This is a genomic window from Vibrio vulnificus CMCP6 (assembly GCF_000039765.1).
GTDB lineage: Bacteria > Pseudomonadota > Gammaproteobacteria > Enterobacterales > Vibrionaceae > Vibrio > Vibrio vulnificus_B.
Map to the genome: position 1 here is coordinate 385,516 of NC_004459.3, position 20,386 is coordinate 405,901.

At 43.7% G+C, this 20,386-nt stretch carries 19 protein-coding genes; 7 read left to right on the plus strand and 12 right to left on the minus strand.

Annotation, left to right across the window (positions count from 1 at the left end; translation table 11 throughout):
- Positions 1-12: 12 nt before the first annotated feature.
- Positions 13-240 carry a hypothetical protein gene (locus VV1_RS01920; protein ID WP_000743727.1) on the plus strand — a complete coding sequence of 76 codons (228 nt, stop codon included), beginning with the start codon at positions 13-15 and terminating at the stop codon, positions 238-240.
- Positions 241-267: 27 nt separating this feature from the next.
- On the plus strand, positions 268-525 hold the full coding sequence (locus tag VV1_RS01925) for a molecular chaperone DnaJ (protein WP_011078495.1): 258 nt from the start codon (positions 268-270) through the stop codon (positions 523-525).
- A gap of 146 nt (positions 526-671) precedes the next feature.
- Here VV1_RS01925 and VV1_RS01930 read toward each other — a convergent pair whose 3' ends face one another.
- From VV1_RS01930 to VV1_RS01945, 4 genes are all read right to left on the minus strand, one after another.
- Positions 672-932 carry a hypothetical protein gene (locus VV1_RS01930; RefSeq protein ID WP_011078496.1) on the minus strand — a complete coding sequence of 87 codons (261 nt, stop codon included), beginning with the start codon at positions 930-932 and terminating at the stop codon, positions 672-674.
- Positions 933-985: 53 nt separating this feature from the next.
- The gene (locus tag VV1_RS01935; protein ID WP_011078497.1) at positions 986-1,318 is read right to left on the minus strand and encodes a hypothetical protein; all 333 of its coding nucleotides are present in this window, start codon (positions 1,316-1,318) and stop codon (positions 986-988) included.
- Between the two features lie 394 nt (positions 1,319-1,712).
- Positions 1,713-1,949 (minus strand): hypothetical protein, encoded by a 237-nt coding sequence (locus VV1_RS01940; protein WP_133295488.1) that lies wholly within the window; start codon positions 1,947-1,949, stop codon positions 1,713-1,715.
- Entirely contained in the window at positions 1,942-4,440 is a 2,499-nt protein-coding gene (locus VV1_RS01945) for a DEAD/DEAH box helicase family protein (protein ID WP_011078498.1), read from the minus strand. The genes VV1_RS01940 and VV1_RS01945 overlap by 8 nt, the downstream gene beginning before the upstream one ends.
- A 1,951-nt stretch (positions 4,441-6,391) precedes the next feature.
- Between VV1_RS01945 and VV1_RS01955 the strand changes: the two genes are divergently transcribed.
- A complete protein-coding gene (locus VV1_RS01955; RefSeq protein ID WP_043877077.1) occupies positions 6,392-7,753 on the plus strand; it encodes a type II toxin-antitoxin system HipA family toxin in 1,362 nt (453 codons plus the stop codon).
- Positions 7,738-8,220 (plus strand): helix-turn-helix transcriptional regulator, encoded by a 483-nt coding sequence (locus tag VV1_RS01960; RefSeq protein WP_029786578.1) that lies wholly within the window; start codon positions 7,738-7,740, stop codon positions 8,218-8,220. Before VV1_RS01955 ends, VV1_RS01960 begins: the two co-directional genes overlap by 16 nt.
- A gap of 434 nt (positions 8,221-8,654) precedes the next feature.
- On the opposite strand, the gene VV1_RS01965 is transcribed toward VV1_RS01960, so the two are convergent.
- The 6 genes from VV1_RS01965 to VV1_RS01990 are packed head-to-tail and all read right to left on the minus strand — an operon-like array spanning position 8,655 to position 13,938.
- On the minus strand, positions 8,655-10,397 hold the full coding sequence (locus VV1_RS01965; protein ID WP_011078501.1) for a bifunctional lysophospholipid acyltransferase family protein/GNAT family N-acetyltransferase: 1,743 nt from the start codon (positions 10,395-10,397) through the stop codon (positions 8,655-8,657).
- Positions 10,398-10,439: 42 nt separating this feature from the next.
- Positions 10,440-10,877, minus strand: coding sequence for a YHS domain-containing (seleno)protein (locus VV1_RS01970; RefSeq protein WP_011078502.1), 438 nt, complete (start codon positions 10,875-10,877; stop codon positions 10,440-10,442).
- A 14-nt stretch (positions 10,878-10,891) separates the two neighbouring features.
- Positions 10,892-11,647: an NRDE family protein gene (locus VV1_RS01975; RefSeq protein ID WP_011078503.1), complete on the minus strand. Its 756-nt coding sequence runs from the start codon at positions 11,645-11,647 to the stop codon at positions 10,892-10,894.
- A gap of 1 nt (position 11,648) precedes the next feature.
- Positions 11,649-12,203 carry a hypothetical protein gene (locus tag VV1_RS01980; protein ID WP_011078504.1) on the minus strand — a complete coding sequence of 185 codons (555 nt, stop codon included), beginning with the start codon at positions 12,201-12,203 and terminating at the stop codon, positions 11,649-11,651.
- A 23-nt stretch (positions 12,204-12,226) separates the two neighbouring features.
- Entirely contained in the window at positions 12,227-13,354 is a 1,128-nt protein-coding gene (locus VV1_RS01985; protein ID WP_011078505.1) for an ATP-grasp domain-containing protein, read from the minus strand.
- Positions 13,351-13,938 carry a DedA family protein gene (locus VV1_RS01990; protein WP_370443746.1) on the minus strand — a complete coding sequence of 196 codons (588 nt, stop codon included), beginning with the start codon at positions 13,936-13,938 and terminating at the stop codon, positions 13,351-13,353. Before VV1_RS01990 ends, VV1_RS01985 begins: the two co-directional genes overlap by 4 nt.
- A gap of 302 nt (positions 13,939-14,240) precedes the next feature.
- Here VV1_RS01990 and VV1_RS01995 point away from each other — a divergent pair, with 302 nt between their 5' ends.
- The 3 genes from VV1_RS01995 (at position 14,241) to VV1_RS02005 (ending at position 18,269) form a co-directional block, all read left to right on the plus strand.
- The gene (locus VV1_RS01995; RefSeq protein ID WP_011078507.1) at positions 14,241-15,227 is read left to right on the plus strand and encodes an L-threonylcarbamoyladenylate synthase; all 987 of its coding nucleotides are present in this window, start codon (positions 14,241-14,243) and stop codon (positions 15,225-15,227) included.
- 298 nt (positions 15,228-15,525) lie between these two features.
- Positions 15,526-16,131 carry a DedA family protein gene (locus tag VV1_RS02000; RefSeq protein WP_172666063.1) on the plus strand — a complete coding sequence of 202 codons (606 nt, stop codon included), beginning with the start codon at positions 15,526-15,528 and terminating at the stop codon, positions 16,129-16,131.
- 224 nt (positions 16,132-16,355) lie between these two features.
- Positions 16,356-18,269: a BCCT family transporter gene (locus VV1_RS02005; RefSeq protein WP_011149614.1), complete on the plus strand. Its 1,914-nt coding sequence runs from the start codon at positions 16,356-16,358 to the stop codon at positions 18,267-18,269.
- A gap of 48 nt (positions 18,270-18,317) precedes the next feature.
- Here VV1_RS02005 and VV1_RS02010 read toward each other — a convergent pair whose 3' ends face one another.
- Together VV1_RS02010 and VV1_RS02015 are read right to left on the minus strand one after the other, a co-directional pair.
- The gene (locus VV1_RS02010) at positions 18,318-19,295 is read right to left on the minus strand and encodes an ion channel (protein ID WP_011078510.1); all 978 of its coding nucleotides are present in this window, start codon (positions 19,293-19,295) and stop codon (positions 18,318-18,320) included.
- Positions 19,296-19,384: 89 nt separating this feature from the next.
- A complete protein-coding gene (locus VV1_RS02015) occupies positions 19,385-20,371 on the minus strand; it encodes a LysR substrate-binding domain-containing protein (protein ID WP_080553392.1) in 987 nt (328 codons plus the stop codon).
- Positions 20,372-20,386: the final 15 nt, after the last annotated feature.

The window sequence follows — 20,386 nt, forward strand, 5'->3', positions numbered from 1 at the left end:
AAAGGTGATTACATGAAAAAACAAGACAGGTGGTGTATGCCATTAAAACGAAAGGGTAAACCTACTATTTCAGGTGGAGCGGCAAGAAATGTTAGAATTGCAGAATCTGGAGGAATGGATTCGATTGTAGCAAACGCAGTCGATTTCGCACTAAACCAAGCCAATCTAATATCTGGTTCAATTCCCAATGAAACATCATTGCTACCCACAAATACAGGCGATAACCGCCCACTTCATTAATGACGGTTATACACAGGAGAGTTCAAAATGAAAGAAGTACTTTGTTCGCTATGTAATGGTCGTGGTAGTGACGTAACTATTAGATGCACTAACTGCCATGGTTCAGGTTATGATCCAGAAGAAGACAAGCCGTTCGCGCAGTGCCACACCTGTTATGGCGAAGGTGTTGAGGAAGTTGAAGTTTGTCCTAATTGTGGTGGTGAAGGCTATTGTTACGAAGACGAAAATGATTATGAAGATGAAGATGATTATGAAGATGATTATGAAGAAGGTGGAAGGCCGTAAATAGTTCTGTTTGACTGCCAACGCTTAGTTTCAATTTCAAGATAGTTATCCCAAGTTGACAGAAGCGAGCATCCGTCTAGCTCGCTTCTGTCAACTTGTGGATTTAACGAAGCAGCTCCGCGGTTGGTCACAGGCCGACTTTGGTATTACTGATATTTTCTTGCTATCTCTCGAATCTCTTTCATTTTCTTCTTGTCATCAGTAACAATGATTTCAAGAAGTTCGAGAACTTTAACTTGTAGCTTACTGCATTTCTTACCCGCAAATGCTTGCTGAACAGTGTTCCTAGACAGACCTGTCAGCTTCACCATGCCGCTGACAGGGTTGATGACTGAGTTATTGTATCCATGTCTTTCTTTGAACAGATACTTGTCTGCAAATTCAATTACTTCGTTAGTGTGTTGCATGTTGTGCCTCTTTATTATTTTTATTAAAGCCCCTGACAGGGGCTTCTGGAGGATTATGAGTCGTAGCGCTCGACTAGCTCATTAACCAACGCATGCTGCATGTCTCTTGCGTTGTCGATGAAGCTGCAATCAGTTAGTTCAAACTTATCGTCCAGCTCGTGAATATCGATGAACTCGCTTAGAACTTGCTCACACACATCTTCGTCACCAAACACTAACTGTTCACAGAAACCTCTGACGGAACCGCTTTCCTTTTCCATATAATCGACATCCCACTCTCTTAACATAAGCTTTTCTCTTTGAGCATCAACAGCTTTGATCATTAGAGATAGAAGTAGTTCTTTTTTGCTTTCAACTTTTATTTCAGTTTCTTTAAAATCTTTCATTTTGTATTTTCCATTTTTATTATTAACTTTCGGTGTTTAAGTGTCCCCCTTTACTTTATGTTTATATTGCAAACTTTTATATTACAAATACAAATAACAAAGTTATAATGAGTGGCATTTTTAATGATTATTTTTATTTTATTTAAAAATAATACATAAAGAAATAAAAAGGCAAAAATGGCGATTTGATGTCAATTACCTTTTTTAATTAATTAAACCCATGCAACTAAAACAGATAATTTATTTAAGATAAAAAATGCCCCGACCAGTAGCGAAAAGGTCAGGGCGAAAAAGACCCCAGTTTTAACTGGGGTTAAAAGCTTTGTAAAGTATGAGTTGACGTACAATCACCTCACACTTTTAATATAATAAATTAAAATATTATAATCAACTTTTAAATGTCACTTTCAGCAAGGTTGAATTGCAAATAAAACAATGCAAGGGTGCTTTTATCTTTTAAACCATCATTTATTATATTAATCGCTTTTCTCTGTGTGCAAAACAGCATTTCACTTAAGGCTTTACTAGATGCCTTGTTTCTGTATGTATAACCATTTTTGATTAAGATGGATGACACTTCACTTCCGCTCAGAAATGGTTTTGATTCGATTAAATTATTAACACTATGCATGTTCATTTACCTTCTTATTATTATTTATATTATTATCTGTTTTTTCTGCTGCCGCTTTTTCTGCCGCGACTTCTGCTTCAACTCTAGCTCTTTCACTTTCTCTTCTCTTGTCATCAACAAGAACGAACTGCGCTTGAATTTCGTCTATTGCATTGCTTTCAAACAAAGCTGACTTGGCAAGCTTGTGCAACGTGTAGATTTTACCGTTTGTGGTGTTACCTCTTCTGTTTCTCTTCTCTACAAATCCAAGTGCAGTCATGATTTCTTTAAGTGCTCTTGATGCTGCCTTCTTACCTTTTGTGTCTGAGCGCTTCTTGCCTGCCTTTAATTCACATAGTCCAGCGGCGTTAAAAGTTGATCTACGCTGTTTGTCAACGATATGGTTGTAAACTGCTGTTGTGTCCTCAACTACAATTTCAGTGTCTACACTAAGCTCTTTAACTCCAAGCGCATCAGCAAGAACTTTCATAGCTTTTGCCTCTTTTGAGCTGGTGCCTCCATTAAGCAAGTTGCCCTTAAACGCTTTCAGAAAATCTTTTTTGAAAACTTTGTTAAACTCATACACATCTTCATCAACACGCTCAGTGCTAATGCGCAGTCTTTGTGCTATCTCGTACTTCTTAACTGCGTAGCTTTCATCTGTTGTCAGTTCTTCTTTTTCTTTTAGTTCTGCAATTGATACATTATTGAGATTAAGTGCTTCAGTAGTAGCTTTCATCTCTGACTTTTCGAAAGCTTCTTTTGATACCTTATCTGCTTTTGAAGCTGCCTTAATTTCTTCAAAATCAACATCAACACGCTCAACATTAAAACCTAGGAGCTGTAGTGTTTTAGCTAGCGTAAATCGAAGATTACTTTTAAGTAATTCTTCTCGAACCAGAAACTCAGCTTCTAGTTCGCTGTTGATATTGCCTTTGATTGCATCAGCACGATAATCAGTGTAAGCAGCCGCTTGTGAGAATGTCGGTACAGCAAAAGTCAACCTGATTGCTGTTCTAAGTCTTCTTGCTAATTGCACCAGTGCTGTTGGCTGAAGAACGCGATTACAAAGCACTATGACTTCATCAGCATGATTTGCTGTAATGCTGAAACCTTCTCTTAAACATGGCGATACAATAACAGTGCGGTATTTAACGATCTCCTTGTTTGGATTCTTAAGAAATGCACGTTGTTCTTTCCCGCCTTTATTTTCGCTGTGTACGACCAGGATTCCCGCTTTTAGCGCTTTATTGTAGTCAACCTTGCCTTTCGAGTTTATATAGCCAGATTGCTCGACTAGACGGTCGATTTCGCCCTTTCTGTCGCAAGCAATGAACATCTGACTTTTACCAAGTAACTTTTTAGCTATTAGCTCCTGATTCATCACCTCAATACTTTCGACTGTAGTAGCGATATCTCTGTATACGTTTTTACGCATATTCACAGTTTTAACTTTGCGACCAAAAGCTTTTGCATATCTCACAGAAATCGCGTCAGTAGCATCAGCGTCCATGAAGATCACTTTCTTGTTGCTTCTTATAGCTTGAGCTAGTTCTGCCCTAATCGTTCTTTTAGCTAACTCGCTGATATAGTCAGAGCGAGGATCGAAGATAGACTGTAAAACCTTTTCGCACTCATCAATGATGATTGTGTCCGCTTCTTTTACTGTCTCTGCTGTAAAAGCGTTGGTAAGAGAGTTGACAGTAGCACTTAGATGAGTCGCATTTTCAATGACATGCATTTGTTCATCATAAAACGCTGAGGCAACATTTGATGGTGTGTGCTGCTTAACCACAGCGATAAGACCAGTTATAGTGGCTGTCTTGCGTCCTTTACTAGCTTCTCTTTCAATTAGAGCTTTTGCAAACTCAGTTTTGCACGTACCTGTAGGTGAGCGCAGAACAACCACATTGCGCTGGTTCTGAGCGAAAACTTCCATCTCCATGTCGTGAAGTTCGTACGCATTGTGGTCAGCAGTAAGAGTGACAGATTTGATGATCTCTTCCATCAGGTCTGAATGAGATTCTTCGTAGATAGCTTCTGCTTTTTCTGTGCTAACTCCAGTCCATTCCATCAGATTTCTCACTGCTTCTTCATCCGATGAGATCATAGAAGGAACTAGTGATTTAACAGCCTTAGCGCTCTCTCTAAGAAGCAACTGAGAATTGAACTGGTTAAAAGCTTCGCAAACGTATTTCGCAAAACTTACATCACTGTAACCAGTAGTAATTTTTGTGTCAGTGCTTATGTCATGCATATTTAGCTTATGCTTAATCGCAGTAAGAGCAATGCTTGATGCATACTTAGCTTTGAAGTCGAAGTTGATAGCTGTAATGACCTTATCTTTAGCGTCATGCTTTCTGATAGTTAAAACAAGATGGCTTTGAGTTGTAACTACTATTCTGTCTGTAGAATTGAATGCTTCTGCTTTAGCTAGAAGTGTTTCATCACCTGATGATATGAAGAGTTGAGTGTCTACCGCACTTTCTCCTTTAATGCAACTGTACGTCATTTTAAAAACTGCCTTTCCCTCTATGGGGATTATAATTATATTTATACTTTACCCTCTCAGCATAAGTGAATTATTTTCACTTTACAAGTTACAATCTTATAAATTAACTATTTTTATTAATATAGAAATTAAAGGTTAGTTGATTATTATTTTATTATACATGAGTAGCTGGTTTTTATTTTATGCAAAATGCTTCGCATGTTTGCTTGCTCTATCGGTTGTTTACTTGTTACTTGTTTTTTTATTCACACTAACCTATGGACTATGTAGTGTTGATTTATATATAAAATAAGTAAAACATAGTCCACACCTCAAACCTTATCTAGCAAGGCTTTAAGGCAGATTCACTTTCAAAATCACCAAAGGGAAATTTTTTTTAAAAACAAGGAGCATAACCACTCTTTAAAGTCGATTGAAAATTCAAAGGTTATATCAGGGGGAGCTAATGAGGATGCGAGTTTGGAGTGTGGTTATAAAAACCCTCATAACTATCACCCCCAGAAATATTTTTCTTCATTATATTTCCTAGCAACGCTATGAATGACGGTGGTTCAATTTTCGGTTAACTATAATCATAAGGAGCTAGATTATAAATATTAGCGTCATAAATAAGTTCACCAAAAGGATCGGGTATAATAAAACCATTTTTAAATATTATATTTATCTTTAGCGGTTTTGATTATATTTAAATGCAAAATTCTTCGCATGTTTGCTTATTCTATCTGTTCTTACCTTCTGGATGCTTTTTTATTCACACTAAACTATGGACTATGTAATGTTGATTTATATATAAAATAAGTAAAACATAGTCCATGCCTAAGCCCTTATCTAGCAAGGCTTCAAAGCGAGTTAGAACTTAAAAATGGATAAAAGCTAGCCTCTAAACTTATGGCAATTAAATATTCAAAAATGATGCATAAAAAACAAAGAGGCAGACAAGCTAGGAAAGTTAACTGCAAAGCAGTTAACACTTCTGTTCCTTAACTCTCTCCACCTAATCGAACTAGGAAGAACTACTTCCTGGTTGAAAGAGCGCACAAAATCACAGGCAGGGGTATGCGCAAGTAGAATGGGTATAATACTAACCCCTCTTAATCACACCGATGGTTCATGATGAGACAAGTCAAGAAGCAGAGCGAGAAGCTCGGTCGCACAAGTCGAGCAAAAATGCTTCGTCTTGCTGATGTAGTTAGAACGGTAAGAATTCGACTTGAAGAAGTTAAAGACAAGCAATTAGACAAGTTAGATCGTTTATCAGATCATTTGCTAGATCGTGTTAAAATCACAAGCCCTAGCAATCTTGAGATTCAGATCTCGGTTCAGTTCCCCATTACACAGTTGAATCGGAAAAAAACAATGTGGGGAACATCAAAAAAATGCAATTAAATCATCTCTTTTGACTACTGTTCCCCAATTTGTTCCCCAGCTCACTCACTTGCAAATAAATACAAATAAAAACAACAACTTAAACACCTCATTCAGAGTACGCCAGCTCCACCAAACGTTTGGAAAGGGCGATAACTCTTTGAGTTATCGCCCTTTTTGTATTCTGTCTCTCAATAACTGGCTATGAGTACTAAAACAAGGTACTAAACGATGCACTACCTGAGCCTTTCAACATCTGGTAACTGGTACTTTCACGACCAAAATATCGTCACCTCTTTGTTCACCATACTGAAGTCAAACAGTCGCTACGTACCTAATCAAACATACCCTACGTAAGAGAAAGGAGACCGGCCTTGGAATCATTGGCGATTTCAAGACCTACGTCAAAAATTAATAAATAGTTCCATCCATTCTGTTCATCAACAATTTGGGCTTACAGATTACGAGTAATTATTTACTCACAAAGAGTCTCGCCACATACTTATGAGTAAATAGTTACTCATAAGTTGAAAGATAGGAACTTTAAGAGTAAAGTTTTACTCATTGATAAGTAGAGGTGTTGTTGATGGAAGAACTAACCGTACAAGCTTTTATCAGAAGTGAATGGATAGACATTGGTATCATCTCATTCCCAAAAAGTAGCCAACATAATTTCCGAGTGACTGAACTCAACTACCTCAGCGACTATGCGCTAGAACATCACGATAAAGATGACTTTCACGCTGTTTCACTAAACCACCCTGTCTCATTCTTTTTTAATGACATGGGTAAACCTGGATGGTTAAAGTTTCTAGACGATATTATGCCTAGCGGCGCTAGTAGACGGTACTGGGTCAGATATCTAGATATTGAAGACCTTAGTTCTGATGAACAAGACTATGTTTTGCTCAAGTTTGGCACAATGTCGCCTGTTGGTAACTTAAGAATAAAAGACTCTCTTCCTGAGCGCTACGAAGTAGCAGACAACCTCTACTTCTCTGTTGATGATGTTAAAAATCGAGCAGGTGATTTCCTCGACTATGCACTGCAAAGGGGCGCAGCCGCGGGTGGTGCAACAGGGGCTGGAGGTGAAGCGCCAAAACTGATCCTCCGATGTGGTCTCGATCATGGATCTGGCAGCGAAAAAATATGGATTGATCCATACCAAGATGACAATAGCAACCACGACTTACATTACTTAGTAAAGTACCCTAGAGGCTCAAGAAGCACCATCGACTGTAATATTCTAAGAGCAGAGTTCTACTTCTACCACGAGCTAACTGAAATGGGAGTTGAAACGATCTCCACCGACGGTATGCGCTTGGAGGAAGGATTAAACTACCCTTCCTTATGGCTTCCTCGATTTGATGTTCAAATTAATGAGCAGCAAATCGAGAGATTTGGCATGGAATCTGTGTATTCCATTTTGAACAAAGGCGCTGGGGTCACTCTTGATCACGAAACAACAATCCGAACTCTCATAGAAAAAATTACTGAAAGCAATATGGTTAAACACCAAGGGTATAGGTTTGATACCCAAGCTTTCGTCATTGAATGGGTGAAGAGAGATCTACTCAACATCTTGTTTGGTAATAGTGATAACCATGGCAGAAACACTTCATTCTTAAAAGGTGATGGAGTCATAAAGCTTGCTCCCGTTTACGACTTCGCACCAATGAAAGCTGATCCTGAAGGCATTCCAAGAACAACAAAATGGAAAGCCCCATTAGAGGTTGGCGGAACTTACGACTTCATCGGAATAGCGGACACCTTATCTGATCTCGTGCCAAAAGAGGTGTTATTACAAGAGCTAGAGATTACTGCAAGTAAATGCATTGACTTAAAGCAGAGACTAGCATTACGAGGAGTACCAGAACAAATCTTAGAGATGCCAGCCGTTGGACTTAATCATATATCAGAAAAGCTCACTAAATGGGGGCTACTATGAATAAGCCAAGCAATAAAGAGTCCGTACAAGATACCGTTGCTCGTCTAAGAGCAAACCGAAATCAACATCAGCCCAAGACTGGGACGGATGCAACTCATTCGACCAAAGAACGATCGCAACTTAATACTCCGACTAGATCGAAAACCTCAAAAAACGCCAAAGCAGTAAGTGCAGCAGAACGCAAAACAGAGGCAAACAAAATCATCAAACACTTATTGCTTGGAGAGCTAACACAAGGCCAAGCGTTAAAAAGTTTACGCATTAATATACTGGGACTCAAACAGGATGTGTTCGCAAGACTTGTAGATGTCTCAAGAAAAACACTCTCAGATATAGAGAATGATCGGGGCAGCTACAATACAGAGATTCTCAACAAGGTATTCAAGCCATTTGGCTTAAAAGTCGGAATGCTACCGTCTTCTCCCGATGTGTTAAAATCGCTACTAATAGATGGTGAGGCTGGGTAAATGTCCTGTATCAGCTTTCTTGTTTTAGATTGAATTGTCATAAGAACTCAATCTTTTTAAATGAATTAGAAATATGTGGACGCGGGTTCAATTCCTTTTGAAGCAGGAAATTGATGTAACATTTGATGCAGCACCAAATTGGCAACATCGATATAAGTTACTGAATTTATGAAAAGTGAGAAACCATTTCAACTCCCCAGCCCACCAAACGTTTGGAAAGGGCGATAACTCTTTGAGTTATCGCCCTTTTTGTATTTTATTTCTCAGTAACTTGGCTGTGAGTACTAAAACAAGGTACTAAACTAAATCAGGTTACTCGCCTTTCCGATATCGACGTCCTTGCGAACAACGCTATTTATTTGAGAGTAGTTCAGCAATATAAAGGCTAACTCAAAGAGTTAGCCTTTATTAAGTCTCTTCTATTTTTGTAAACCTTATTGCTCAAGGTAGCGCTGGGCGGCTTCCTTGCCCATATATTTGGCTAACGTTTTCAGCGGGACTTGTTTCAAGTTCACCACGATCAAACCATCCAGCGCGTGGTTAAAGGCAGGGTCCACGTTAAAACACACCAGTTTCCCCTTCATGCCTAAATATTGGCGTAGCAATACTGGTAGGCCAGGGCCTTTTTCCAAACGCGAAATCACTTTAGATAACGCTGAAACACTGGCCAATGCCGAGAGCAGATTCTTGTGCCAAAAAGGTGATGTGCTTGTTTTTAATGGTGTGGTGGGAGTCACTAATCGCGCTTTTTCTTGATCGTAATGATGAATCGAAAGCGTGGCCGCCATCAGTTGTCTAGCCACTGAACTGTAGTCATTACTGATGCTAACAGGGCCAAACAAATGAGTGTATTGAGGATGTTGCGACACAAACGCAGCGATGCCTTTCCACAAAAGCAGCAAAGCATTCAAACTGCGCTGGTATTTGATGGCAACCACTGAGCGCCCCAATTCAATACTTTTATCCAGCGTATTGAGAAAGGCTTCGTCGTATTGAAACAAGCTTCGCGAATAGAGCCCATCAAGGCCTTTCTCTACGGTAAGTTCATCCACCAGCCCTAATCGATAAGCCCCTACCAACTCGCCTTCACTGTGATTCCAAACAAACAATTGTCGATAACTGGCATCAAAGGGATCCAAATCGCACGCCAAGCCACTGCCCTCTCCCACTTCACGAAAACTTTCTTCTCGAACTCGGCCAATTTCCCTGAGCATATTAGGGATCGCTGTCGATTCCACACAGTAGACGGCGTAATCACCTTGCTCTAGCAGTAACGCGTTTGAAGGCAGAGCCGCCAGATCGCGTTCCAACAAAGCTTTCTCAACCGGTTGGATGAGCGGTTGCGTGTACACTGGTGAGCAAAAGGCAAACGGTGGTTCTCGCTCTGCGCCCATGAGATACGTATTGAGCCGTAAGTAATGGACAATATCTCGCTCATGTTCAAACTCTTTCACCTCGGAATAAGGAATGGGATTTCCGATCGAAATGGCAATCGTAGAAGTACTCTTGTTCAGCAACTCTCGACCAAGCAAAGCGGTGCGCAGCAGAGGGTGTACTTTTCCGGCTTTGTAAAAAAGCGCACTATTTTGGCCATTAATATAAATGGGGATTGTCGTGGCTTTGGCACGAGTGACAAACTTCGCCACCGATTGGCTCCATTCAATATCGGATAGGGTTTCACTCTCCTCTCGATAGGTGGAAACTTCTCCGGCAGGAAAGACTATCAACACGCCTCCTTGCGCCAAATGACGATGAGCTTCTCGCACTGCGTTGGCATTCGTACGCATTGCACTGCGCCCTGCAAAAACATCGATACCAATAAACAACTCATCAATTTCAGGCAAGCGCTTGAGCAGTTGATTGGCCAGCACCTTCACATCTGAACGTACTGCGCCGACCAAGTCAGCTAAGATCACACCTTCAATTGCCCCAAGCGGATGATTGGCCACGATCACAACCGGCCCTTGCTCAGGAATGTGCGTGACTAAGCCCTGTTCGACACGATAATCAATGTTCAACGCAGAGAGGGTATAGCGCATAAATTCAAAACTGCTTTGAGTGTTCGGACGAGCTTGATAAAAGCCATCAAGTTTTGCTAAACCCGTCATCCACTCAACCAGTGATTCTCCCAAGCCAAAAGGCGTATGTCTGGGTAAACGAAATGGACTGGTTAACATACTTCTCTCTCCACGCGAGTTAAAACCAACATCAAACAGCTATCACTTCAGCATCGCTGGCCAATTCGCATCGGCTTGTGTGATGTGTCGCTGCGGCGCTTCGTCCCACCATTGTTTAATTTTTTGGTCGTAATTGAGGTAAAGCTTGCCATCAACAATCGCCCAGTATTGTGGATCTCCCGGAGCAAAATCGCTCTTTTCGGAAACCGCCCAAGCGCAATAACCACCGTATTGAGGGGCGTATTTCTCTGGATTAGCGAGAAACAAATCAAGATGCGCTTGCGATGCAAACAGCCAATCTGCACCTTTGTATTGCGTTTTGAATTTGGCCTCTCCTTTCACTGGCTTGTTTTGTGTGAAGTAAGCAACGGTGTCATACCCATCTAAAGCCTTGTTGCTAAAAAAGCCCGTGTAGATTTCATCAGCGGCATAGCTCGTCGCGCTCACCAGCATCAATAAAACAGCAAACCATTTTTTCATTGTGAGCTCCTTACTCAATGATCATTTGCCGCAGCTGCGGCAGGATTAATGTGATAACCGTGTTCCTCAAGTGCGCTTTCTGAGAGCTGTAAAACAGGCAACCCAGGGAGATAACTCATGCGCTTGTGCTGACGATTGACGCTTATGGAGGTAAAGCTCACGGTATGTGCGTCTTCTCGTACCATGCACGGAGAGAGATGCGGCTCTTTTGCCTCAAAGGCACGATGAAAAGCCAACAGAGATTCGCGCGTTTTCTCTTTCGCTGTGCATTCCCGGTAAAGTTGCTGGCGATAATTCTGCACAGCATCGAAATGCACAGCGGAAGAAAACAGCGGACTATCTACAGGAAAGATCCCTAGTGTTTCACCATTCCATTCAAATGCCATGACATCACCAAAACGCGCCGTCAACGACGGATCAAACGCCAGCAAAGTAAAGGGTGCTAAGCGTTTCAACTGAATGGTTCGAAACACTTTCACAATGTCCTCAACTCGCTGATGCGGCGAAAGATGACGCAATAATAAACCGCGACTGACCAACTCCCCGGCAGGCACTTTTCCTTGATAGTAATTCAGCAGACACAAGGAAAGCCCATGCTCATTGAGCGAGATCCAACTGCCTCGCCCTTTGGGATCAATCGGCATGAGAACCGATGTTTGTTGAATGCAAATTTGCTGAGGGGGCAACGCCAATGGCCTTGCCTTTTGCTCATCACGATTAAAAAACAGTTGATAGCCATCAGGCTCTATAAGCCAAGTCACCGAACACATGCTATTCGCCTCGGATGTAAGTCGCGGTGGCTGGGGCAATGCCAAACGCGCTATTGGTTTCCACTTGCATCACCTGCGCCGCCACTTTGGCCATAGCGAAATGATGGTTGGCGTGCAGCGCCGCGAAAGCCAACTCTCGCTCAAGGGTTGATTGCATCTCAGCAATCCGTGTTTGATAGAGCGTCACTTCACTGGTCACGGAGACTTTCATCACTGCCGCTTCGGCGCTCAAATTCCCTAGCCACGTCGTGAGCTGTGCGATTTCTGCTTGCGCCTGTTCGATAGAGTGCTCAACAGCGTGACCACGGCGACGTTGGTTGTAGTCAATCTCTTCACTGGCTAAGCGAATCGCATGAAAAATATCTAACCAATGACGAAAATGTTCTCCAATACTGCTGCTTACGTACGGGGCTGCGGGTGTCACATAGTGACGATCTTCAATATCAAGTAAAAACTGCTGTGCTTGTTCAAGGGTTTCTAAACACCCCTGCACAACCGCGGGATAACTCATCACCATTCTGGCTTGTTGGTTGTCTGATTTGGCAATCATTAACATAAGGAAATTCCTAACAATGGGGGCTAATCGGTAGCGGGATACTGACGAACTAATTGACGCTCAGTTTGCCAAGCGCGAAGCAATTCACGGATTTTCGGCGTGCGGTGGCCCAGTTTTTTCTGTTGCGCACCAATTTGGAAAAGCAGTCGGTATTGCAAAAGCAGCGTAGAAAAAATCTCCAGCAAAGGCGTTTCGCTATCCCAGATATGGGCAGCCTCACTGCTGGCACCATTCACTTCCAAAATGGTGAAGTTTTCTCCAGCCATAAACTGTTCAATGTCGGCGAACTTGATATCCAACCGTCCATAATGAAAGCCGTTGAAATCATCAAAAATGGCATCTAAACGCTGAGTCAACTCTGGGGTGATGTATTGGTTGCCATTGCGAAATATCGAACCGCGACTGTGGCTTCCCGCAAACGCTAGCTGCACTTCTTCACCAGCGTCAGGCACCCAATCCAACTTGTTGCTGTGCCTTGGGAAATACAAATGCGTCAACTTACCTGCTCGAGGCGAGTCTTCAATTAATGTTTTCAGTGTTCGCTGGCCATCACCCACCACCGATGGCGCGTACTTCAACGTGATTGAAATAATCCGCCCCTGCTTTTCTTGTGGATGACGAACGTAAAACACCCCTGCCTCCGCCGAAAAAGGCGCTTTTTGCTGCAACAGAAACCGCGCTTGCTGCGGAAAAGTGTCCAAATATTGGCGAAGTTGCTGCTCGGTTTCGATAAGCTTCACGCCCGCGCCACGGCAACCAAGATCGGGTTTTGCCACTAAGGGATAAGTCAATCCGGCATCAAGCAACGATTGCTCGATCTCGGCCAACAGACTCTCAATCTCCTGCCCATGTTTGCTGACGGTGATGAAAGGTGAAATCCAGCGCTGCGCCTCTTTGCCCGCTAAGGTCAAAATATCGTGCTTAGACTCCCCCACCATGCCACTGAGATGTATGGCGGGATTCGCAATTAATGGCAGCGTGATGTCTCGATGCCACAAACCTTGCACGACACTCTGTGCCACCACCGGGGTATAAAAAAACCAGCTCGGTAGAAACTCATAAGGTGAAATCTCACGCTTGGGTGATTGACTTAACAACGGCATGCCCGCATTCACTCGGCCTTGTTCAATCATTTCAATGGCTCGATTCATATTGATATTTTTCCTTTTGACCAAGACTGGCTCACGACACGATTCATAACGGTCAGCAGTAAAAATGCGCCTAACACCCACCACCAAAGCCACGAGCTTTGTGCTAAGAAAGCTTGGCTACCTAACCAGTACACCGACCCAAACACACCCCCGACCCAGAGCGCGCTGGCGAGTATGACCGCCAACAAAAAAACACGCATCGGCACGAGGCAATAACCACTTAGGGTGTAACCTAAGGTGCGCAATCCAGGAATAAAACGAATCACAAACAAACTCACGAAAGCCTTACTTTGAATACGCCCTCTCACCTGGCGAAACGCTTTATGCTTGAGCGTGTGATAACGCAAAAAACGGACACTTTGACCATATTTGCCCAACCAATAGAGCGCTAAATCACCAGTAGTAATACCAACAAAAATGGCAACGATGGCAACCAAAGAAGGGAGGTAACCTTCCACGGCTAACCCTGCGGCTAGCACGATGGCAAGATCTTCCAAGAGATAGGAAACCAGCACGATGCCAATAAACAGCCACAGCGGCGAGCTCAGATGTAAGCTCAATATTTCTTGGATATAGGCGGCCAACATTTCCCCTCCATGAAGCCAAATGTCATATTTGAAATGCATAAGCTGCTTGAATAGACCGGAAGGGGATGAAAAAAATTACGCATTGAAGAAAAATAGGCGAATGATCTGGCAGAGCTAGGTCCGCAGTTTTGCTCTGCTGACCATTTATCAATAGCTTAAAGAAGGAATCAACGAGGTGATTTTGCGCGAACAGAGCACAATACTGCTAGTGCTCGCATCTTCACACTAGTTGAGTATAATGTCGCCTTCGTTTTGAACCGCACGGCGCGGGCTCGGATAACGCAGTACATCGGTCTCTCATGGCCAATTCTGAGGAAGTAACATTGAACACGCTTTATCTTTCTGCCCTAGAGCAAAAAGACATCGATCAAGCCAAAGAGATTCTCGCCAGCGGTGAGCTCGTGGCGATCCCAACTGAAACGGTTTACGGCTTAGCCGCAGATGCCACCAATCCAGACGCTGTAAAAAAGATCTTTGCCGCGAAAGGAAGACCAGCCGATCACCCTTTGATTGTGCATATTGGCCGTGTGGAGCAATTGACCGATTGGGCGATCGACATTCCTGAAGAAGCGTATACTTTGGCGCAAGCCTACTGGCCAGGCCCAGTTACCTTGCTGTTAAAAAAAGCGCCCCATGTTACTCCCGTGGTTACTGGTGGCTTAGAGACCATCGGCATTCGAATGCCTGCGCATGACGTATTTGCAACCCTATTGCAATCTTCCGGTATGGCGGTTGCTGCGCCTTCAGCGAACCCCTACAAAAAACTGAGCCCCACTTCAGCCAAGCACGTTATGAATTCACTCGGTGGCAAAATTGCGGCCGTATTAGATGGAGGGGACTGCGCTCATGGGCTTGAGTCGACGATTGTCGATCTGACCGAAAAACCTTTCCGTATTTTACGTACCGGCCCAGTGACCGCAGCGCAACTCTCTGCCACGTTGAGCGAGGAAGTGAGCTCTCCGGTTAGCCATAATGTTGCAGTACCCGGTAATGTCACTAGCCACTACCAACCCAATACCCGTGTTCGTTTGGTTCAAGCTAGCGATCTGGCACTGGTTGGGGATAAGAAGATCGCCTACCTTCACTACACGCCGTTCACTGCGCAAGAGAATGTCGAAGTCAGACAGATGCCCTCTTCAGTAGCCGAATACTCACATGACTTATATCGCACACTCGATGAAGCGGACAAATGGGGCTGTGAGGAAATTTGGGTAGAAAGACCACCGGTGACCGAAAGCTGGTTTGCCGTTCATGACCGACTCAATCGAGCACAATCAAAACTTTGATTTAAAAGAGAATAACCAGAAAACCCAGCCGCTATCGCTGGGTTTTCTTTATGTATTTTTCCCACTTTTTCCGTCGCTGGTTCTGCTTTTTGAGCATTAGGATCATCATGTTCCAAATGCTTTAGGTACATGATGATCTAAATGCTTCTTAAGCTGTACACATCCCCATTGCTGAGTCACCGCTCGACAACTGAACGGTTTTGTAAAATCCACGCAAGAACCCATCAGCACACTTGATTCGCGCCATAGACAGGCGTATTAACATCTCTTTATCGCATACCCCTTCTGGACAGTGACCGTGCAACATCTCAACCAACTGCTGATTTCTATGCAACCTTTGTTGGAACAATATGGCTACCTAGCTTTGGTCGTCAGCATCGTGCTTGAGGGCGTAGGCGTACCGATGCCAGGGCAATCGCTAATGATCGCGGCATCCATCCTCTCTTCTGATGGTGTGATGAATTTTTATTGGGTGATGATCGTCTCTTGGTTGAGCTGTTTTATCGGCAACAGCTGTGGTTACTTGTTGGGTTACCACTTTGAGTCTTGGTTGGATAAAAAAGGCTACATTTCAGGTGCTAAGTTTCACAAGCTGCAACAGGCAATTCAAAAATATGGCCCAGCTTGCCTAGTCATCAGCCGCTTTGTCGAAGGGATGAAACAATTTATGCCACTGGCGTGTGGGATTGCCAAAATGCCCCTCAAAGAATTTCTCTTAGGCAACCTTCTCGCCACCAGCATTTGGGTTGCGGTATTTGGCTTACTGACTCACTTTGCCTTCGAACATTTGCATCAGATCACCCATTTTTACTCTGCCCACCACTTTGTTATTTGGGGGATCAGCGCCCTGCTCTTCTGTTCGATGATTTATGCTGTCATCAAACACCGACGCCGTTCAAAATAACCACGAATAGAAGACATGGTGATGCCTACACCACAGTAAAGGTGACGCTTCTCCTGTTGTTATTTCTAAAAGCAATTACTCACCAACCAATTTAGCACCATCGTGAATACTATAAAAAATTCATGTGGTTACCATTCAATATTTCAATTGCACAAATAGACTCCCTCATTAGTATCGAACAATCGGTATTTCATACTGATTGTAATTTTGTACTAGGGAATTTTATGAAAAGGCACTTTGAACTCATCGATAAACCCACTTTTTTTGGCGCTCTAGCGCTTCTTTTTTCGGTGATTATTCCACTTCTTGTTTGGCCATCTCAGGGAGAATACTGGATAGGCGTAGCAAAAACATTCATGACCGATAAGCTGGGTTTTCTTTACCTAGGCCTTGGTTTGGCTGCATTTTTCTTCATGGTTTACATCATTTTCAGCGATATCGGTCAAATTAAACTGGGCGATGCCGATGAAAAGCCAGAGTTTGCCACAGGCTCCTGGGCGGCGATGCTTTTCTGCGGAGGGATCGGAGCCAGCATTCTTTATTGGGGCACTATCGAGTGGGCTTACTACTACCAAAATCCGCCATTCCAACTAGAAGCAGGCAGTGAAGAAGCCATTCGCTGGGCCGCCACTTACGGAATTTTCCACTGGGGGCCGATTGCATGGTCTATCTATCTGATTCCGGCTTTACCCATTGCTTACTTCTTCTATGTTCGTAAGCAGCCAGTTCTGAAAATTTCTGCGGCACTGATGCCTGTGATTGGAGAAGCAAGAAGTTACGGTAAATTGGGCAAAGTGATCGATGTTTTGTTTATTTTTGGCCTTCTTGGTGGCGCAGCCACCACGCTTGGTTTAGCTGCCCCTCTCATCAATGAAGGGATCAGCTATTTATTTGGCATCCCTTCAACAACACTCTCACAAATTGGTGTACTGCTCCTGTGTACTGCGCTGTTCGCCTATTCCTCTTATAAAGGCATGGATGGTGGTATTAAAGTACTCAGCAACATCAATTTCTGGGGTGCGCTCGCCTTGCTCGCTTTCATCTTAGTGACAGGCCCAACACTCTTCATGCTGGAAACCGGCTTAGATTCTATCGGCCGAATGCTGTCCAATTTCTTCGTTATGGCAACATGGGCGGAACCATTTGGCGGTTATGGGCCATTCGAGGATACCCACTTCCCTCAAGACTGGACGATTTTTTACTGGGCATGGTGGCTAGTGTTTGCCCCAAGTATGGGACTGTTTGTTGCGCGAATCTCGAGAGGGAGAACCATAAAGCAGATGGTGTCAGGGTCGATCTTTTTCGGCTCAATGGGCTGTGCGCTCTATTTTATGGTACTGGGTAATTTTGGTTTATCATTGCAACTTTCGGGTCAATTAGATGTAGTCGCCATTCTTAACCAGCACGGTGCGACAAGAGCCATTTTTGCCATTCTGGAACAACTTCCGCTCAGTACGGTCGTGATCGCGGTATTCACTATTTTGTGCATTATTTTCACTGCGACAACCTTCGATTCGATTTCATTTATTCTCGCGTCCGTTGTACAAAACAATGTCACGGAAGATCCACTACGCTGGAACCGACTGTTTTGGGCTTTCACCTTATCACTCATGCCTTCCATTCTCTTATTCATGGGTGGCTTAGCGACATTGCAAACCGCAGCCATTGTGGGCGGTTTACCATTGCTAGGTATCGCCATTATGTTGATGATTTCCGGAATCAAAGCCGCAAGCTTAGACTTAGCACACCAAGAAGGTTATGAAGATCCCGTTATCAACATAGAAGAGTTTCCTGATGTTGATCCTTGGTCACGCGAAGGTATGGCACTGGCGAAATTCGAACGATTGAAAGATGAAGCGGTTGAGGCAGCAGAGCAAGAACGCGAGGCTCTCGCTGCCATCTGGAAACTGAAAAAAGTGATACGTTCTGAAGCGCTCTCTCGCGGAGAAAGCGGCTTAGAACTTGGAGAAGCTCCTGAGGAACAACTTACAGAAATTCAACGCCTAACGAACGCGGCAATGGAGGCTAAAGAACACAAACTGCAAGCCTCTGAAGCGGCTCAAGCAGCGCGCATTGAATTTAACGAGCTGATCAAAGAAAAAGAGTTGCAATCTCTTCAGTCAGAATCACTCAGTTAATCACTCATCACAACAAAAAAGCTCACTCATGTACGAGTGAGCTTTCTTTCATCGCGTCATTTTCTTTACAAACACCACCACAAACAGGGCCATGGTAAAACTACCAAGAAACGCCTCCAACGCGGCAATAAAGCGCGCTAAACCCACTGGTGATATATCGCCATAGCCGAGCGTGGTAAAGGTAACGACACTAAAATAGACCGCGTTGAGAAATTCCAATACGTAAAACTGCCAACCCGTCACATCGGCATAAATCGGGTTAGCCGAGGTGGTGTCTAAGAAAAAGTAAGCCGCTGCACTGGCAAAAATCAGGAACAGTGAAAACAACACGACTCTAAGCGGGTCTTCTCCGTAGCCACAAAACAGATCAACCAATTTCGATAAAATCCGCTGCAGGCTGAGTCTCGGCATTTGATAACGACGAAAACGCATTTCCTTTTTAAAAAATAGCCCTGCACTTTCAAACAACCCTTGTTTTTCACACTGCTTGCGTACCCCTCGGCAGACTTCCTCCGCTTCTTGCCATAAGGATTTGGCTTTTTTATGATCGCCTTTTTTCATCGCAACTCGCGCTTCTTGCTCTTGTTTGAGCTCCTCCCCCCACTCGATATTTTCGAGACGGGCACGCGCCAAGTCCGCTCCGAGTAAATTGCAACCCTCTAGTTTTGCGCAGTGCAAATTGGCACACACCAATTTGCTCTTCATCAGTGAAGAACCGCGTAAATCTAAGCCAAAAAAATGAGCATCACTTAAGTCTGCGCGATAGAAATCGGCACCTCGACACTGAAACCCAACCTTGCTACCACGGTTAACCAAATTGAGATCAACCAAGTTTGTTTTTGCCAACTGAAATCCGTCTAAAGGTTTACCTTCTGCTGCCCATTGCTCAACCTGCGACTTGACGTCGTCATTGCTTTTATCGACTTTGGGATCGTGCCAGTAACAGAGACCAGACTCCCCACACGGTTGATCGCAGCACCAGCCATCAGGATTTTGATAGCTGCATCGGCCTTTTTCTGACTTCATTTGCTGCCCCTCTTGTCATACCGATTTGGATTTATTTGTTATGACCACGGTATAAAAGTAAGTGTAGGAGCTAGTTATTGAGTTGCCACTCAATTTGAAATTTGTTGCTTAAGCCAAGTGGTAAACGCTGCGGTGCTGTCATTTTTGCTGTTGTGGATCAAATAGTACCCCGCCTCTGCTCGGATGGGCTGAAAAGGAGAGACTAAGCGGCCGGTTTGCAACTCATCATCAATCAGCGCCATGCGTGCCATGGCAATCCCTACACCCGCTTCGGCAGCCGACATCGCCATATCGGTCCGGTTAAAGAAGTGTCCTCTTTCGGTTGGTAAATCGAGCCGTCTCTGCGCGACCCAACTAAGCCATTCATAATCCCTTGGCGCGTTTTCCCACGGCATAGCGTCGTGCAAAAGCACCACTTGACTCCACTCATCTAGCGCATACACGGCATTGTGCAACCACGCGTGTGTTTGCAAGTATCTGGGGTTCATCACAGGCAGCAAATATTCATCCAATAGCAACTCGGTATTGGCTTGACGAAACGGGTGTGGGCGGTAATCAATCGCGAGGTCAAAATCTCGCGTATCACTGTTCACCAAAGCCCCTTCGGCAAAAATTTGGATTTGAATATCGGGGTACTGCTGGTGAAAGCTTTCCAATTTTGGCACCAGCCATTTGAAGGCAAAAGAAGGAGTCAATTTAAGACGCACTTCCTGTGGGCGATTCTGCTCTTGCTTTAAACGTTGGATTTCCGATGCCATTTCCCCAAAGTGCAACGCGGCACATTGATGAAGTTGCCGACCTTTCTCCGTAAAACGAATACCGCGAGAGTGCCGTTCAAACAAACTAAAACCAAGTTGCTGTTCTAGCTGTAATAACTGCTGACTCACCGCACCGGTAGTTAAGCAAAGTTGCCTTGCAGCCTCGGTTAAACTGGGGTACTTACCCACTTCCACAAAAGTATGCAGTGCCGATACATAAGTGCTTTTGATCATTTTTGCCCACTTGCGTTTAGTTTTTCTATAAGCAGCAATTAATTTATATCGATTGTTACCAAGTTGTAAACCTAAGAAACTCACGCTGTTTCTAATCAG

Coding starts and splice junctions, on each gene's coding strand:
- VV1_RS01985 (WP_011078505.1), bottom strand. CDS start 13,354: ATGAATCGAGCCATTGAAATGATTGAACAAGGCCGAGTGAATGCGGGC.
- VV1_RS01925 (WP_011078495.1), top strand. CDS start 268: ATGAAAGAAGTACTTTGTTCGCTATGTAATGGTCGTGGTAGTGACGTA.
- VV1_RS01970 (WP_011078502.1), bottom strand. CDS start 10,877: ATGAAAAAATGGTTTGCTGTTTTATTGATGCTGGTGAGCGCGACGAGC.
- VV1_RS02005 (WP_011149614.1), top strand. CDS start 16,356: ATGAAAAGGCACTTTGAACTCATCGATAAACCCACTTTTTTTGGCGCT.
- VV1_RS01945 (WP_011078498.1), bottom strand. CDS start 4,440: ATGACGTACAGTTGCATTAAAGGAGAAAGTGCGGTAGACACTCAACTC.
- VV1_RS01965 (WP_011078501.1), bottom strand. CDS start 10,397: ATGTTAACCAGTCCATTTCGTTTACCCAGACATACGCCTTTTGGCTTG.
- VV1_RS01920 (WP_000743727.1), top strand. CDS start 13: ATGAAAAAACAAGACAGGTGGTGTATGCCATTAAAACGAAAGGGTAAA.
- VV1_RS01980 (WP_011078504.1), bottom strand. CDS start 12,203: ATGTTAATGATTGCCAAATCAGACAACCAACAAGCCAGAATGGTGATG.
- VV1_RS02010 (WP_011078510.1), bottom strand. CDS start 19,295: ATGAAGTCAGAAAAAGGCCGATGCAGCTATCAAAATCCTGATGGCTGG.
- VV1_RS01995 (WP_011078507.1), top strand. CDS start 14,241: ATGGCCAATTCTGAGGAAGTAACATTGAACACGCTTTATCTTTCTGCC.
- VV1_RS01935 (WP_011078497.1), bottom strand. CDS start 1,318: ATGAAAGATTTTAAAGAAACTGAAATAAAAGTTGAAAGCAAAAAAGAA.
- VV1_RS01940 (WP_133295488.1), bottom strand. CDS start 1,949: ATGCATAGTGTTAATAATTTAATCGAATCAAAACCATTTCTGAGCGGA.
- VV1_RS01955 (WP_043877077.1), top strand. CDS start 6,392: ATGGAAGAACTAACCGTACAAGCTTTTATCAGAAGTGAATGGATAGAC.
- VV1_RS01930 (WP_011078496.1), bottom strand. CDS start 932: ATGCAACACACTAACGAAGTAATTGAATTTGCAGACAAGTATCTGTTC.
- VV1_RS01960 (WP_029786578.1), top strand. CDS start 7,738: ATGGGGGCTACTATGAATAAGCCAAGCAATAAAGAGTCCGTACAAGAT.
- VV1_RS01975 (WP_011078503.1), bottom strand. CDS start 11,647: ATGTGTTCGGTGACTTGGCTTATAGAGCCTGATGGCTATCAACTGTTT.